At 69.4% G+C, this 12,841-nt stretch carries 15 protein-coding genes and 1 pseudogene; 9 read left to right on the top strand and 7 right to left on the bottom strand.

The genetic code is table 11. The features are described from left to right. Nucleotides 1-18: 18 nt before the first annotated feature. From QFW96_RS06315 to QFW96_RS06295, 5 genes are all read right to left on the bottom strand, one after another. Nucleotides 19-726, bottom strand: a complete 708-nt coding sequence (locus QFW96_RS06315) for a type 1 glutamine amidotransferase domain-containing protein (RefSeq protein WP_281454578.1) — start codon at nucleotides 724-726, stop codon at nucleotides 19-21. Between the two features lie 43 nt (nucleotides 727-769). After that, nucleotides 770-1,687, bottom strand: a complete 918-nt coding sequence (locus QFW96_RS06310) for an acetoacetate decarboxylase family protein (RefSeq protein WP_281454577.1) — start codon at nucleotides 1,685-1,687, stop codon at nucleotides 770-772. A 377-nt stretch (nucleotides 1,688-2,064) separates the two neighbouring features. Then, complete coding sequence (locus QFW96_RS06305) at nucleotides 2,065-2,664, bottom strand: TetR/AcrR family transcriptional regulator (protein ID WP_281454576.1); 600 nt, start codon at nucleotides 2,662-2,664, stop codon at nucleotides 2,065-2,067. A 76-nt stretch (nucleotides 2,665-2,740) separates the two neighbouring features. Continuing rightward, the gene (locus QFW96_RS06300) at nucleotides 2,741-3,700 is read right to left on the bottom strand and encodes an NAD-dependent epimerase/dehydratase family protein (protein WP_281454575.1); all 960 of its coding nucleotides are present in this window, start codon (nucleotides 3,698-3,700) and stop codon (nucleotides 2,741-2,743) included. A 176-nt stretch (nucleotides 3,701-3,876) separates the two neighbouring features. Further along, nucleotides 3,877-4,779 (bottom strand): LysR family transcriptional regulator, encoded by a 903-nt coding sequence (locus QFW96_RS06295; RefSeq protein ID WP_281454574.1) that lies wholly within the window; start codon nucleotides 4,777-4,779, stop codon nucleotides 3,877-3,879. Nucleotides 4,780-4,903: 124 nt separating this feature from the next. On the opposite strand from QFW96_RS06295, the gene QFW96_RS06290 reads away from it, so the two are divergent. The 3 genes from QFW96_RS06290 to QFW96_RS06280 are packed head-to-tail and all read left to right on the top strand — an operon-like array spanning nucleotide 4,904 to nucleotide 7,818. Continuing rightward, nucleotides 4,904-5,737, top strand: coding sequence for a sugar phosphate isomerase/epimerase family protein (locus QFW96_RS06290; protein WP_281454573.1), 834 nt, complete (start codon nucleotides 4,904-4,906; stop codon nucleotides 5,735-5,737). Beyond that, nucleotides 5,734-6,483 (top strand): SDR family NAD(P)-dependent oxidoreductase, encoded by a 750-nt coding sequence (locus QFW96_RS06285; protein ID WP_281454572.1) that lies wholly within the window; start codon nucleotides 5,734-5,736, stop codon nucleotides 6,481-6,483. Before QFW96_RS06290 ends, QFW96_RS06285 begins: the two co-directional genes overlap by 4 nt. A gap of 57 nt (nucleotides 6,484-6,540) precedes the next feature. Further along, the gene (locus tag QFW96_RS06280) at nucleotides 6,541-7,818 is read left to right on the top strand and encodes an MFS transporter (protein ID WP_281454571.1); all 1,278 of its coding nucleotides are present in this window, start codon (nucleotides 6,541-6,543) and stop codon (nucleotides 7,816-7,818) included. Between the two features lie 131 nt (nucleotides 7,819-7,949). On the opposite strand, the gene QFW96_RS06275 is transcribed toward QFW96_RS06280, so the two are convergent. Further along, nucleotides 7,950-8,654, bottom strand: a complete 705-nt coding sequence (locus QFW96_RS06275; protein ID WP_281454570.1) for a GAF and ANTAR domain-containing protein — start codon at nucleotides 8,652-8,654, stop codon at nucleotides 7,950-7,952. A gap of 241 nt (nucleotides 8,655-8,895) precedes the next feature. On the opposite strand from QFW96_RS06275, the gene QFW96_RS06270 reads away from it, so the two are divergent. Both QFW96_RS06270 and QFW96_RS06265 read left to right on the top strand, forming a co-directional pair. Further along, entirely contained in the window at nucleotides 8,896-9,300 is a 405-nt protein-coding gene (locus tag QFW96_RS06270) for an STAS domain-containing protein (RefSeq protein WP_281454569.1), read from the top strand. Between the two features lie 103 nt (nucleotides 9,301-9,403). Next, the gene (locus tag QFW96_RS06265; protein ID WP_281454568.1) at nucleotides 9,404-9,811 is read left to right on the top strand and encodes a DUF6292 family protein; all 408 of its coding nucleotides are present in this window, start codon (nucleotides 9,404-9,406) and stop codon (nucleotides 9,809-9,811) included. A 59-nt stretch (nucleotides 9,812-9,870) separates the two neighbouring features. Here QFW96_RS06265 and QFW96_RS06260 read toward each other — a convergent pair whose 3' ends face one another. Next, nucleotides 9,871-10,314, bottom strand: a complete 444-nt coding sequence (locus QFW96_RS06260) for a hypothetical protein (RefSeq protein WP_281454567.1) — start codon at nucleotides 10,312-10,314, stop codon at nucleotides 9,871-9,873. On the opposite strand from QFW96_RS06260, the gene QFW96_RS30175 reads away from it, so the two are divergent. From QFW96_RS30175 to QFW96_RS06245, 4 genes and pseudogenes are all read left to right on the top strand, one after another. Then, nucleotides 10,253-10,621 carry a DUF397 domain-containing protein gene (locus tag QFW96_RS30175; protein WP_343231357.1) on the top strand — a complete coding sequence of 123 codons (369 nt, stop codon included), beginning with the start codon at nucleotides 10,253-10,255 and terminating at the stop codon, nucleotides 10,619-10,621. The two genes, QFW96_RS06260 and QFW96_RS30175, sit on opposite strands and share 62 nt — an antisense overlap. A gap of 29 nt (nucleotides 10,622-10,650) precedes the next feature. After that, nucleotides 10,651-11,386: pseudogene (locus tag QFW96_RS06255) on the top strand (creatininase family protein). 160 nt (nucleotides 11,387-11,546) lie between these two features. Next, nucleotides 11,547-11,933, top strand: a complete 387-nt coding sequence (locus tag QFW96_RS06250) for a DUF397 domain-containing protein (protein ID WP_281454566.1) — start codon at nucleotides 11,547-11,549, stop codon at nucleotides 11,931-11,933. A 118-nt stretch (nucleotides 11,934-12,051) separates the two neighbouring features. Then, nucleotides 12,052-12,777, top strand: coding sequence for a GntR family transcriptional regulator (locus QFW96_RS06245; protein WP_281454565.1), 726 nt, complete (start codon nucleotides 12,052-12,054; stop codon nucleotides 12,775-12,777). The last annotated feature ends 64 nt before the right edge of the window (nucleotides 12,778-12,841 follow it).

Raw genomic sequence — 12,841 nt, 5'->3', positions numbered from 1 at the left:
AGACCTGTTGGTGCCGGGCTACTCCTCTCCTGAGACGTCGGCGATGATGCGGCGTGCGAGTGCGGCTGAGGAGCCGGGGTTCTGCCCGGTGTAGACGTTGCGGTCGACGACGACCTTGGACTTCAGCGGGAGCCCGGCGGTGTAGTGCGCACCGGCCTGCTTGAGGCGGTCTTCGAGCAGCCACTTGGCCTTCCACGCGAAGGGGTTGATCCGCTCTTCGGCGTTGGACAGCCCGGTCATCGCGTAGCCGGCGAACGGCCAGCTGCCATCGGGGTTCTCGGCGGCCAGGGAGGCGGCCGGGGCGTGGCACAGCAGCGCGAGCGGACGACCGGAGTGCAACCGCTTGGTCAGCAGCGCGCCCGAGACCTCGTCGACGGCGAGGTCCTCCATCGGGCCGTGGCCGCCGGAGTAGAACACGACGTCGAAGTCGTCGGGATCCATCTCGGACAGGTCGGCCGGGCTGCGCAGCACCGGAGCGAGCTGGTCGAGTTCGGCGCGCAGCTTCTTCGCCCGGGACGGCAGGACGCCGCCCCTGAATCCGAGGCTGAGTTCGTCGACGACCGGCTGCTTGCCGCCGGGGGTGGCCACGGTGACGTCCCAACCGGCTCGGGTGAACAGCTGGTGCGGCACGACGAACTCCTCCGCCCAGAACCCGGTCGGGTGCTCGGTGCCGTCCTTGAGCGTCCACACGCGGGCGGCCGAGAGAACCTGCAGAACTCCGGTCATCAGTCGACTCCTCAATGACGTTGCGCGGACGTGAGTTTCCGGATCACGCCTTGGTCGGTACCGAGTGCGGAACGGGCATGTGCAGCGCGAGCTGTCCCTCGGTGATCACGTCGAGGCGGATGGTGCGGATCGGCTTGAGCGAGCGCACGTCGTCGGACATGCGTCCCCGGCCGAGCTGCAGGTCGACGTCGCGTGGGAAGGAGGTGCTCCCCGCGGACAGGGCGTTGGTCTGGCTGAACGTGGAGTGCCACGCGCCGTTGATCGAGGTGTACGAGGTCAGGCCGGACACGCGTTCACCGCTGGGATACCGGGTCTGCGACGGGGTGGGTGCGGAGAACGCCACATCGGTCTCGCCTGCGTCGTTGGCCACGCGCGCGGTGGTGCGGCTGCCGTCGATGTCGACGTCGAGTTCGGTGACCCACTTGGGGAAGCCGTAACCGTCGTGGCCGCGGACCTGGGCGATGTCGGTGTTGACCGGCAAGGACAGCACGTAGGAGTCCAGGTGGTCGTTCTTCAAAGCCGCGAGGAGATCCACGAACCCGAGCTTGCCGTGCCGCGCGGGCCGCACGGCGACTCCGACGGCGGCTTCGGTGTAGAAGTCGATGTCGCACACGTCGTAGCGAAAGAAGATCACCGACATCAGCCCGATTCCCGGCGCGACCTCCAGCGGCGCCAGCTCGCGGGGCAGGCGGGAGCGGATCGCGCGGGAGCGAGCGAGCACCGTCAGCCGGGTCGAGGACATGCGGTAGTAGAAGTTCGGCGTGAGCGTCGGGCCGATCGGCGACTCGACCTCGGTCTTGGGCAGGTTCCGGAAGAAGTCCACGCCGCTGACACGCGGATCGCGAGCGACCTCGTCCAGATCGGTGTTCATCCGGTACCGGTCGAACAAGCCGTCCCGGGGAACCTCCACCGTGCGGCCGGCGAGGTCGACCTCGACCGTGGCTTGGTGCGTCGTGGGCATTGGAGCAACTCCCTCATGGGCAATGTTAACGGTGCTCACGCAGATTAGAGGCGAATGTAAGCACTGTCAACACGAGTGTCGCCGCATCTGCTCTCACGTGCAACGCGGCGACATCGAGGTCGATGCAGGAACTGGCGTTCGACGGCTCCGGGGCCGGGTCGCATACGCTGACGGTCACGTTCACGCTCAGCCCTGCGCCACTGAGTCCATTATGGACTTATTGATCCGGCGCTGCTATTCCCGAAGTTCTGATCCGGTCGCCGCGGTGTGGTTAGTCCTCAATGGATCGCTATCCCTGCGCATGCGGGCAAAAGCGCCCGACATCGCCATTTTGACGTTCGGGAGGACGAGGTCGCGGCGGGGGCGTGCCGCTCGGCTCAGCTGCGACGCCGGTTTCCGGGCTCGCCCTGGATCGTGGTGATGGCCAGGAAAGCCGAGCGCACTCGATCGGCGACCGCCTCGGGGGAGTCGGCCGGGAGTTTGCCGTCGAGGTGCAGGAACGCGAGGCCGTGGGCCAGGCTCCACCCGGCGCAGGCCAGCGCGGTGGTGTCCGCCTCGGGTGCGACGTGCGCCAGGGCCTGCCCGAGGAGCTCGTGCAGCGCGTCGGCCGCCTTCACCCGCTCGTCGTCGGAGTCGTCGCAGGGGTTGCCGAACATCAGCCGGAACAGCGCCGGTCGCCGCAGGGCGAAGTCGACGTAGGTGACGCCGAATTCCGCGAGGTCGGCGATCGAGGTGGGCAAGTCGTGGCCGTCGGTCAGATCGTGCTTGAGGTCGCTGAAGCCCTGGACCGCCAAAGCGGCCTCCAAGGCGTCGCGGTCCGGGAAGTGGCGGTAGGGGGCGGTGGGGGAGACGCCGGCGTTGCGGGCGACGGCGCGCAGCGAGAAGGCCTCCCCGTTCTCCAGCATCTGCATCGCCGTGGTCAGCAGGGCCGCGCGCAGGTCTCCGTGGTGGTAGCCGCTCTTCTCGGATGTCGACACCGCTAGTTCACTCCTCAAGCCCGCGTAAGCGCTGTAAACATACCGCACGATCCGGCGGGTCGATGTCAGCCCCTCATCACTGTTGGCGTTGGTCCTGTCCGGCCCGCTCGTCGTGGGTCTCCGCGCGGATGATGCCGAGTCCGGTTCGATACGTGGTCACGTTGAAGTCGGGGAAGGCCGCGTTGAACTTCGAGGAGTCGAAGCGGCTGTCCTGCGCGTAGCGCGGCAGCAGCTCCTTGATCTCCCGAACCTGTTGGGAGAAGAGGCCGGCCGAGCTCAGCACCCACCTGGGAACGACGGTGTACCCGGCGTCGCGGCCGAAGGTCTCGGCCGCCATGGCCACGAACTCCCGGTAGGTCGGCCGGTTGTCGTCGACCGGGAGGTGCCAGGTCTGCCCGTACGCCTTCGGCGCGTTGCCCAGTGCCGCCAACCCCCGGCTCGCATCAGGTGTCCAGATGAGCGTGCGCAGTCGGTCGTCGCGCACCGGCACGCGGGGCTTCCTGCCGTTCTTGATGTTGTCGATGATCAGGGTGTTGGTGAAGCTCTGCGTGCGACCGGGTCCGTAGAACTCCGGGGCACGACCGATGAGCACGTCGATGTCGCCCCGCGCCATCTCGTCGAGCACCATCGAGGCCATCTTCGCGCGGACCTCGCCCTTGCGCCCGACCGGCGCGAAGGGGGTGTCCTCGGTCTGGACGCGGTCGTCCTGCGGGTACATGTAGGTGTTGTCGAAGTACGCGAACTTCGCGCCTGCGGACCGGCTCGCGTCCAGGGCGTTCCGGAGCATCGTGGGGAACTGCGCCTCCCACAGCTCGGTTTTCGGGGGTAGTCCGGCGGTGAAGTAGACGATCTCGCTGCCCGCGACCGCGGCCTTCGTCTGCTCGGCGTCGAGCAGGTCGGCGGCGACCGGGCTGTCCGCGGCGTTGACCGCGCGCGGACGGCGACTCACGAGCCTCAGGTCCGTCGTGTACCGGCGGTTCAGCTCCCGAGCCAACTCGACCGCGATCTGGCCGTTCGCTCCCAGGATGGTCTGCATCGTCCCTCGTCTTCCGAGTGCGCCCGCCGGTCACCGGCGAGGTGGGCAGGGCATCGCCCGACCCACGATGTTTACAGTGATTACATCACGGTAGGCGCGAAAGTAAGCGCTGTCAACATCGGGGTGTTCGGCGGCTCAGCTCATCCGCCCACGGCGCCTCTGCCCCGCCGCGCTGATCACGACGGGGGAGCGGCGTCGAAGTCGGGGCGTGCGGCGGAGGTCTTGATCGCCGCGATGGTGGGCGGGACGACGTCGCGGGCGTCGGTGCGGTGCACCAGCCAGGTGTTCATGGCGAGTTCGAGGTCTTCGATCGGCTTCCACACCCAGCCGTCCAGCTGGGTGCGCGCCGTGTGCGAACCGACCAGGACGGCGTCGACCTCGGCTGCTTCGGCGCAGGCGCGGGCGTGTTCGACGAAGCGCGCGAAGATCCATTCCGGTTCGATCCCGGCGGACCCGGCGGCGGCGAGCACCCCGTCCTGCTGCGTGGGGATCTGATCGCGCGAGTGCACGAGGATCCGCAGCCGACCGAGGTCGGCCAAGCGGTACCGCGGCGCTTCGGCGAGCGGGTGGTCCGGCCGGATGGCTACCCCGAGGGGCTCGCTGGCGATCAGGACCGATCTGGTCTCGGCCGGGGGCAGCTGGTGCACCACGGCCACGTCGAGCCTGCCCTGCGTGAGCAGCCGCAGCTGTTCGGTGCTGCCGGCCTCGACGAACCGCACCGATGCGTTCGGCACCTCGTCCAGCAGCCGGCGGGAGACCTCGACGGTCCACGTCTGCGGTAGTCCCGGCGGCAGGCCGATGTGCACGAGTTCGCGCTGCGGCGATTCCGCGCGCACGACCTCGCCGGTCGAGTCGGCCAGCGCCAGGACCTGCCTGACGTGGGCGACGAACGTCCGGCCGGGGGGAGTCACCGAAGCACCGGTGGAACCGCGGTCGAAGAGCTTGACGCCCAGCTCGGCCTCGATGGCGCGGATCTGCCGGCTCAGCGCGGGCTGTGCGATGTGCAGCGCTTCGGCGGCGCGGCTGAACGACCCGTGGCGGGCCACCGCCAGGACGTAGCGCATGTGACGCAGTTCCACCCCGGGAGTATCGCACCGGCGCCATGCCTTCGAGGCATGGCCGGGGCGTCTCAGCTGGTCTTGGACAGGGGCGGGTGGTGCGGCGTTCACTCTCGGGCATGGTTGACATCGAAGAGAGGCGACCGTGAACCCCATCAGCGCCTGTTCGATCATGTTCTACGACCGGTCCCCGGACGAGGCGATCGCGCTCGCGGTCGAGACGGGGCTGGCCGGCATCGAGTGGCGGGTGTCCGACGAGGGCCCCGGACGCGGAACCGACGTGTTCACCGACAACCGGTGCACCCTCGGTTTCGCCGACGTCGCCGGGGTCGCCGACCGGTGCCGCCGGAACGGCGTGGAGCTCGTGGGACTGGACACCTACGTCGAATGCGGCGATCTGGTCGCGGCTCGGCGGGCGGCGACGGCGGCCGCCGAAGCGGGGGTCCCGTGGTTCCGGTTCCGGGCTCCGTGGCGCGACGGAGCGCCGTGGGGCGAGCACGCGGACCGCGCGCGCCGGTTCGTCGACGAGCTGCAGGAGATCGCCTCCGCGCACGGCGTTCGGGCTCTGCTGGAGCTGCACCAGCGCACGATCTGCCCCAGCGCGTCGCTGACGCAGCGGATCGTGGCCGAGGCAGACCCCGCCCTCGTCGGCGTGATCTACGACGCCGGAAACCTGCTGGTCGAAGGCTACGAGGACCACGGCACCGCCGTGGACCTGCTCGGCGCGCACCTGGCCCACGTGCACGTCAAGAACGCGCGCTGGGTCCCCACCGGGATGGGCGGGCCGTGGGAGCTGCACTGGTCTCCGATGGACGACGGCGTGCTCGACGTCGGTTCCCTCCGGACCGCGCTCCACCGCGGTGGCTACGACGGCTGGTTGTCCCTCGAGGACTTCACGCCCGATCTGGCCCCCGAGGCCGCGCTGGAGGTCGGTCTGCAAGTCCTGCACGCCAACGAGCCCGCGGTGGTGACCTCGTGACCGCCGGCCGGGTCGCCGTCGTCACGGGCGGAGCCGGAGCCCTCGGGGCCGCGATCGGCGAACACCTCACCGGACAGGCCGAAGTGGTGCTGCTCGCGGACCGGGACCTCGACGGCGCCCGCGAGCGCAGCGAGAACCTCAGGGGCGTCGAGGCGTGCTACCTCGACGTCGCCGACGACGAGTCGGTCCAGGCGCTGGTGGAGACGGTGGAACGGCGATTCGGGCGGCTCGACGTGATCGTCAACAACGCCGCCGTCACCGCACCTCGCGGCATGGAGGCTCTCCGCCGCGATGACTGGGAGCGCGTGATGGCCGTGAACGTCTGGGGCCCGACGGCGTTGTGCCGCAAGGCCGTTCCGCTGTGGAGCTCTACGCGCGCGGGCGGGCGGGTCGTGAACATCACCTCCCGGACCTGGTTGTCGGGCGGGCCGATCGCCTACACGAGCTCGAAAGCCGCCGTCGTCGGTCTCACCCGCTCCCTCGCCCTCGAACTGGCGCCGTTCGGTGTCACTGCCAATGCGGTCGCGCCCAGCATGGTGGCCACTCCCTTCACCCGAGGTGATCGCAGCGAGGAGGAGTACGCGGCCTTCGAGGCCAAGCACCTCGCGATGACGCCGATGCGGCGTTTCGCAACGCCTGAGGACATCGCGCACGCCGTCGGCTACCTCGCCTCCGAGGCGGCCGGCTTCGTCACCGGCGAGGTCCTGCACGTCTGCGGCGGGGCCCAACTGGCTCCGGCGCCCTGATCCACCCGATCCCGCGCCACCGGCTGCGGGACGATCGCTCTCAACGAGGAGACGCACATGACCACCGAACTGAGCCCGACCCCGGCCGATGACGTGCCGCGCGCGGTCCCGAAGTGGACGCCGTGGGCGGTCACCGCAGCGGCGGCCGGAGCCCACGTCCTGGTGTTCGTCGACAAAGGACTGCTCGGGATCGTCGCCAAACCGATTCGCGCGGAATTCGGCATGTCGGCGACGACCTACGGGATGATCAGCAGCGCCACGTACCTGCTCACCATGATCAGTTGCCTCGTGATCGGGCTGTCCGGACGACGCATCTCCACCCGCGTCGTCCTGCTCGGCTGCGGGCTCCTGTGCGCGCTCGGGCAGATCCCGGCGGCGCTGGCCGCCGGGGCGATGATGCTGGTGATGAGCCGGATCGTGGTCGGTACGGCCGAGGGGCCTGCGGTGCCGCTGGCCCACAACGCGGCTTACTCGTGGTTCCCCGCCAGCCGGCGCGGCCTGCCGGCCGCCATCATCACCAGTGGAGCGTCCTTCGCGAAGATCGCCCTGCTGCCGGTGATCTCGCTGCTCGTGGTGGCGTTCGGGTGGCGCGTCGGCTTCGTCGCGATCGGTGCCATCGCCGTGGTGTGGACGACGGTGTGGTTCTTCATCGGCCGCCCCGGCCCGCACGCGGGGTCCGACGACGTCGCCGCGAAGGCTTCGGACCGCGGTTGGATGCGCGGCTTGCGGACCCCGACGATGCTGGCCTGCCTGTTCGCCACCTTCGCCCAGGGCGCGCTCGCGGCGGTGGTGTTCACCTGGTTGCCGTCCTACTTCCAGGCCGGGCTCGGCTACTCGGCGACCACCGCCGGGATGCTGTTCGCGCTGCCGAGCGTGGCGGGCGTGGGCGCGTTGGTGCTGATCGGCGGGATCGGCGACCGGCTGATGCGCGGAGGCGCCTCGACCAAGGTCGGCCGTGGTCGGGTCGGCGGCATCTGCCTGCTGCTGTCCGGCCTCGTGCTCGCCGCGATCCCGTTGATCGACGCCCCGGTGGTCGCCGTCGCCGCGGTCGTCCTCGGCTACGGCTTCTCGGTCACGGTCAACACGGTGACGTTCCCCGTCGTGTCCGAGCTGTTCTCCGCATCGCGACGGCCCGGTGCCTTGGCCATGATCACGGCGGCCTCCGCCGCGGCGGGAATCGTGAGCCCGCTGGTCGCCGGGCGGCTGGTCGACACCGCCGCCGCACCCGGCAGCGGCTACACCGCGTCCTTCCTCGTGTTCGGCGGCCTGCTCGCCCTCAGCGGCCTGATCTTCGCTCTGACCGTGGACCCCTCCCGCGACCACTCGCACAGCTGAAAACCCGCGACCCGTCAGGCCTTTCGCGGTGCTGGAGGCACGAAAGCGCCGGAACAGCACCGCGAAGGGCCTCGTGCTCACCGGCGCGCTGTTGTGGCGTGGACGCGGAGTTCGCGGGCCGCAGTTCCGGATCAGTCCTCGGCTCCGGTGACGCCGGAGGTCAGCCAGGTCGCGATGTCGACGAGCTTGAGGTTGGTGTTCTGGGAGCTCTCCACGAGCATGCGGAACGCCTTGTAGTCGTCGATGCCGAAGCGCTCCATGAGGATTCCCTTGGCCTGGCCGATCAGGTCGCGGGTGCTCAGAGCTGTCGTGAGCTGTTCGGAGTTCTGGGCGTGGGCTAGGGCGATGCTCGCGTGCGAGGCGAACAGCTCGCCCAGCAGCACGGCCTCGTCGTCGAACACGCCCGGCCGGCGGGCGTAGAGGTTCAGACTCATGCGCCGCTTGTCCGACCGGGTGTCGAGCCGGTAGCAGAGCGCGGCGGCGACGTTCTCGCGCCGGGCGGCCTCGGCCAGCTTCGGCCACCGGTCGTACTCCTCGCCCAGATCGTGCACGCGGATCGTCCGTCCCGTCGCCAGCGCCAGCGGGCACGGGCCTTCGGCGAGTTCGTGCTGGAGCCGGTCCACGATCTCGGGCAGGGCGCCGGTGGCGACGCGTTCGACGAACTGCTCGCGCCCGAACAGCTCGGCGATGCCGGCGGCCTCGGTGCCGGGGATGGCTTCGACCGCGCCCCGGGCGGTGGACTCCAGCGTCTGGGGGAGGTCGCGGGCCGCACCGAGGCCGCCGACCGCGTCGGCGAGCCATGTCAAGAGGCGTTCGGCCTCGTCCTCGGTCAACATCGCTCACCTCCCGGGTCGCGGAACACCCGAACCTACGCGCGACCTGCACCGCCCGCGAGAGACCGATGTCCTGAGCCGTGCGAAGCTCGCCGTCCTTCCGTAGGCTCGGGTTCATCGTCGGTTGAGCACACAGCCGCCGCGGTTCCGCCCGGACGCCCTGGCCCATGGTCGGCCGGTGCCGGTGGGGCTGCTTCCCTTCTGCAGTTCGCGCGCCTCGTCGCGCGGGGAACAGGCTTGGAGTGTGGTCTTCGTGATGAAAGCCGACCTGACCGATGCGGTTCCGTCCCCTCGTTCGGCGGAGGTGGCGTGCGCGGCGTTGCGGGTGCGGGTCTTCCGCCCCGGCGACGGGGTGGTGGTCGTGCGGGTGTCCGGCGAGCTGGACATGTCCGCCAGCCACTTCCTGACCGAGTTCCTCCGGCAGCGGCTGGTCGGCACCTCCAGGATGGTCGTCCTCGACTTCTCGGAGATCAGCTTCATCAACTCCGAGGGCGTGAGCGCCCTGCTGGAGGCCGAGCGGTTGGCCGAAGCCCGCGACAAGGAGCTGCTGCTGGTCCCGGCGCCCGTCGTCGAACGCGTGCTGACGCTGCTGGGCCTCGCCGGCCGGTTCACCTACGCCGCGGAGCGCGAGCTCACCACGACGGGGTGACGGCGGCGCGGCGACGACGACCGGTGTCGCCTGTTTGACGAGGCGTGCTGGTCGGTAACCGGGGTTTGTGGGTTTTCGACTTCCGGAGAGGGATCCGATGGGCATGAGGACTTCCGCGGTGAGCGGCCTGGTGACCTACGTGCGGGGCGTGACCAGCGGGTTGGAGGAGTTCACCACGGTCGACCTGGAGGTCGAGGAGGCTCCGGCGACCGTGCTGATCCTGCTGGACTCGCGCGTCCCGACGCTGCCGGAGTATCCGCTGCTGCTGACCTGGGACGAGGTGAGCGGCTGGGCGTTGCGGGTCGAGACCGACGGTGAGGGCGGGACGACGCCGGTCTGCTTCCTCGGCGAGGACGTGCTGCCGGAGCCGAGCGCCGTGCAGGAGTTCCTGCGAGCGGCCGTGCGGGGCGAGAGCCCCGGGTCGATCGAGCCCCACGCCTTCCGGTGGCCGAACGCCCAGGACGACCTGGAACGCCGCCTCGAACTCTTCCACGACGCGGAACACCGGTAGTGCAGCTGATCGCGGATGGTTGTGTTGGTCCCTTTCACGCGGGTCCAGGGCGGCGTGCTTCAGTCGCAGTGCGGGCAGGGCTGGTAACCGGGTGGTGGTTGGCCGCGCGCGAGGCAGCCGATGGCTCCGCAGGCGCAGAGGACGGCATCGCGGCCGTCGAACCGTGTCGTCACGGGATTGCGCGCGAGGCGGTGCCGCACGCGTTCGCCGCGGAGGCCGATGGCGTACGGCTCGCCTCCGGCGCTCGCGGGAGGCGCTGGTGGCAGGACTGCGTTCGCCGCGTCGCCGGGGAGCAGATCGGCGGGGAGGGCTACGAGGCACAGTTCGCAGCCCGTTCCGGAGATCTCCGCGACCGGGACGAGAAGCGTTGGGGGAGCGGAGAAGCCGCAGAGCGCGCGACGGCGGTCGCAGGTGTTGTGCTGTCCGGCGGGGAACGCGTGGATGACCTGGCGGGACTGCGCGAAGAGCTCGGGCCGCGGCCGGGCGAGGATGATCGGACTCATAGCCCTCCTCGGCGGGAGCGCCGGTGGACATGGCCTGCCCGCCCGGGTGAGGGGACTACGCGGCACGCATGAAGGAGTAGACGTGAACGCCCGACCTGAGTGGCGGAAGTCGAGTCGCAGCAACCAGGGCGGAAACTGTGTCGAGGTTGCCCTCAACTTGGAAAGTCCCCGTGATCCGGGACTCCAAGCTAGGAGAGGCCTCACCAGTCCTGAAGGTGGAACGCAAGGCATACCGCGCCTTCCTTCGAGCCGTGGGCTCTGGCGAGTTCGGAGGTTGATCGCCTGGTCGGCGTTCGGTGAGGCGTGATGAGATGGCCTTTTGCAGGCATCTCCTCTATGCGTGGGAGTATCCGCGTGGATCTGGTGAGCACCGCTACCGCGGCCGATGAAGCTCGCCGCAACGCACGGGTTGCGGTTCTGCCGGTGGGGAGCTTCGAACAGCACGGACAGCCCCTCCCACTCGTCACCGACACGGTGATCGCGTGCGTGATCGCCGAGCGGATCTCCGCGGCTTACGATCTGTTCCTGCTTCCGCCCATCACGGTCTTCTGCTCCCACGAGCACGAGGGGCTCCCGGGCTTGCCGGGTACGGTCAGCATCAGCGCGACGACGCTGATCAGCATCGTTGGCGACATCCGCGCGTCCCTAGCTCGCTCCGGCGTCACCGGACTCGTCCTGGTCAACGCGCACGGCGGCAACTACGTGCTGTCCAACGTCGTCCAAGAGGCGAACGGGCGGAGCCGCAGCGTCGTGCTGTTCCCAGGGCGAGACGACTGGGCCGTCGCACGCGAGCACGCCGAGGCTGCGACCAAACAGCCATGAGGACATGCACGGCGGCGAGATCGAAACCTCGATCCTCCTGCACGCTCACCCCGAGTTGGTCGGCGAGAGCCACACCGAAGCCGACCATGATGCGAGCAGCAGGCCGCACCTCCTGGTGACCGGCATGCGCGGTTACACCACCAACGGGATCATCGGCCGCCCCTCCGAAGCCACAGCGGCCAAGGGGCGAGCGGTTCTCGACAGCCTGACCACATCCTTCGCCGAACACCTCAGAATCCTTGAAGTGTGATGCCGAGCTCGGCTCGCCAACAGGCCTCGTTCAAGGCAGGACTACTCGGCCGCCGGATTGTCACCAGCCCGTAGGTCAATACCGTCGTCCTCGAACACCACGACCGTGGAACGTACTTCGACAGTTCTAGCCGTCGGGCAGGAACGCATGAGGGGCGACGATGATCAGCAACAACTCGAACAAGGGCCACCACGGGACGCCGGTCGGTGTCTGGTTCAAGAGCTCGCTGAGTCATCCGAACGGCAACGAGTGCGTCGAGGTCTTCTTCGACACCGGCAAGGTCCACGTCCGGGACAGCAAGGACCATGGCGCCGGGCCGTCGATCACGGTGTCAGCCGAGCACTGGCAGCCGTTCCTCGACGAGGTCGTCGGCCGCGCGGCGGCGAACCCCGCGATCCGGATCCACGTCGAGACCACCGGCGCGGCCGCGCTTCACTCCCGCAAGGGTGTCGTCCTGTCGTACACGGCGGGGGAGTGGGCGGCCTTCGTCGACGGTGCCCGCCGCGGCGAGTTCGACCTCCCGAACACGGAAACGCTCGCTGCCTGACTGAAGCCTCCGACAACCTGTTCCCGTCCACGGGATCGGCCTGGTGAGCGCGTGGTGCGCTCCCGCCTGGTGGTTGGGTTCGTGAGACGATGTTGGTGTGGAGGCTCGTGTTGATGAGGTGGGGGCGAGGGAGCCTCGTTACCTGCAGATCGCTCATGACCTGGCGGCGGAGATCGCAGCGCAGCGCTGGGACGTCGGCCAGCGGATGCCTCCGGAGCCCGAGCTGGCGGCAACGTTCCGGGTATCTCGCGAGACGTTGCGCAACGCGTTGCGCGAGTTGGAGACGCAGGGTCTGGTTTCCCGGCGCAAGGGTGACGGTACCCGCGTCGAGCGGCTGACCCCGGTGTCCCGGTTCGACACGTCCCTGGGCAGCATCGACGAATTGGTCCAGTACGGGCGGGACGCGGTGCGCGAGGTGACCGCGTCGGAGGACATCACGATCGGGGCGGAGCTGGCGAAGGTCACCGGATTGCCGTCCGATGTTGTCCGCACCCGCCTGACCACCATCAGGCGCGCGCCGGACGGTTCGACCGTGTCCTGGTCGCAGGTCTACCTCCTGCGCGAGGATGCCGCCGCCATCGCCGACGACCTCGGCAAGAGCACCCGTCTGATCAGCGTGCTGCTCCGGGAACGCACCGGCCGGACGACGCACCGCGTGGTGCAGTGGGTCCGGGCGGTCGCGCTGGCCGCCGAGCCCGCGGAGGCGCTCGGCCTGCCGCCGGGCAGTCCCGCGCTGGAGTTCGTCCGGCACTACTACGACGAGGCCGGCGACCTGTTCGAGACGACGGTCGGGGTGCACCCCGGCGAGACCTTCAGCTACCGGACAACGCTCGTCCGCTCCTGACCTGCGCGGTTTCGGCGCGCTAGCTCCCCCTTGACATCCGTTCGACCTTCAGCCACTTTTGTGT

Source organism: Saccharopolyspora ipomoeae (assembly GCF_029952525.1).
Classification (GTDB): Bacteria; Actinomycetota; Actinomycetes; order Mycobacteriales; family Pseudonocardiaceae; genus Saccharopolyspora; species Saccharopolyspora ipomoeae.
The sequence above is the reverse complement of the archived record's forward strand: the minus strand, read 5'-3'. Positions and strand labels throughout refer to the sequence as shown.

What these genes read in the sequence shown, in the direction of transcription:
- QFW96_RS06315 (WP_281454578.1), bottom strand. Translation starts at nt 726, where the DNA reads ATGACCGGAGTTCTGCAGGTTCTCTCGGCCGCCCGCGTGTGGACGCTC.
- QFW96_RS06310 (WP_281454577.1), bottom strand. Translation starts at nt 1,687, where the DNA reads ATGCCCACGACGCACCAAGCCACGGTCGAGGTCGACCTCGCCGGCCGC.
- QFW96_RS06300 (WP_281454575.1), bottom strand. Translation starts at nt 3,700, where the DNA reads ATGCAGACCATCCTGGGAGCGAACGGCCAGATCGCGGTCGAGTTGGCT.
- QFW96_RS06280 (WP_281454571.1), top strand. Translation starts at nt 6,541, where the DNA reads ATGACCACCGAACTGAGCCCGACCCCGGCCGATGACGTGCCGCGCGCG.
- QFW96_RS06275 (WP_281454570.1), bottom strand. Translation starts at nt 8,654, where the DNA reads ATGTTGACCGAGGACGAGGCCGAACGCCTCTTGACATGGCTCGCCGAC.
- QFW96_RS06265 (WP_281454568.1), top strand. Translation starts at nt 9,404, where the DNA reads ATGAGGACTTCCGCGGTGAGCGGCCTGGTGACCTACGTGCGGGGCGTG.
- QFW96_RS30175 (WP_343231357.1), top strand. Translation starts at nt 10,253, where the DNA reads ATGACCTGGCGGGACTGCGCGAAGAGCTCGGGCCGCGGCCGGGCGAGG.
- QFW96_RS06260 (WP_281454567.1), bottom strand. Translation starts at nt 10,314, where the DNA reads ATGAGTCCGATCATCCTCGCCCGGCCGCGGCCCGAGCTCTTCGCGCAG.
- QFW96_RS06250 (WP_281454566.1), top strand. Translation starts at nt 11,547, where the DNA reads ATGATCAGCAACAACTCGAACAAGGGCCACCACGGGACGCCGGTCGGT.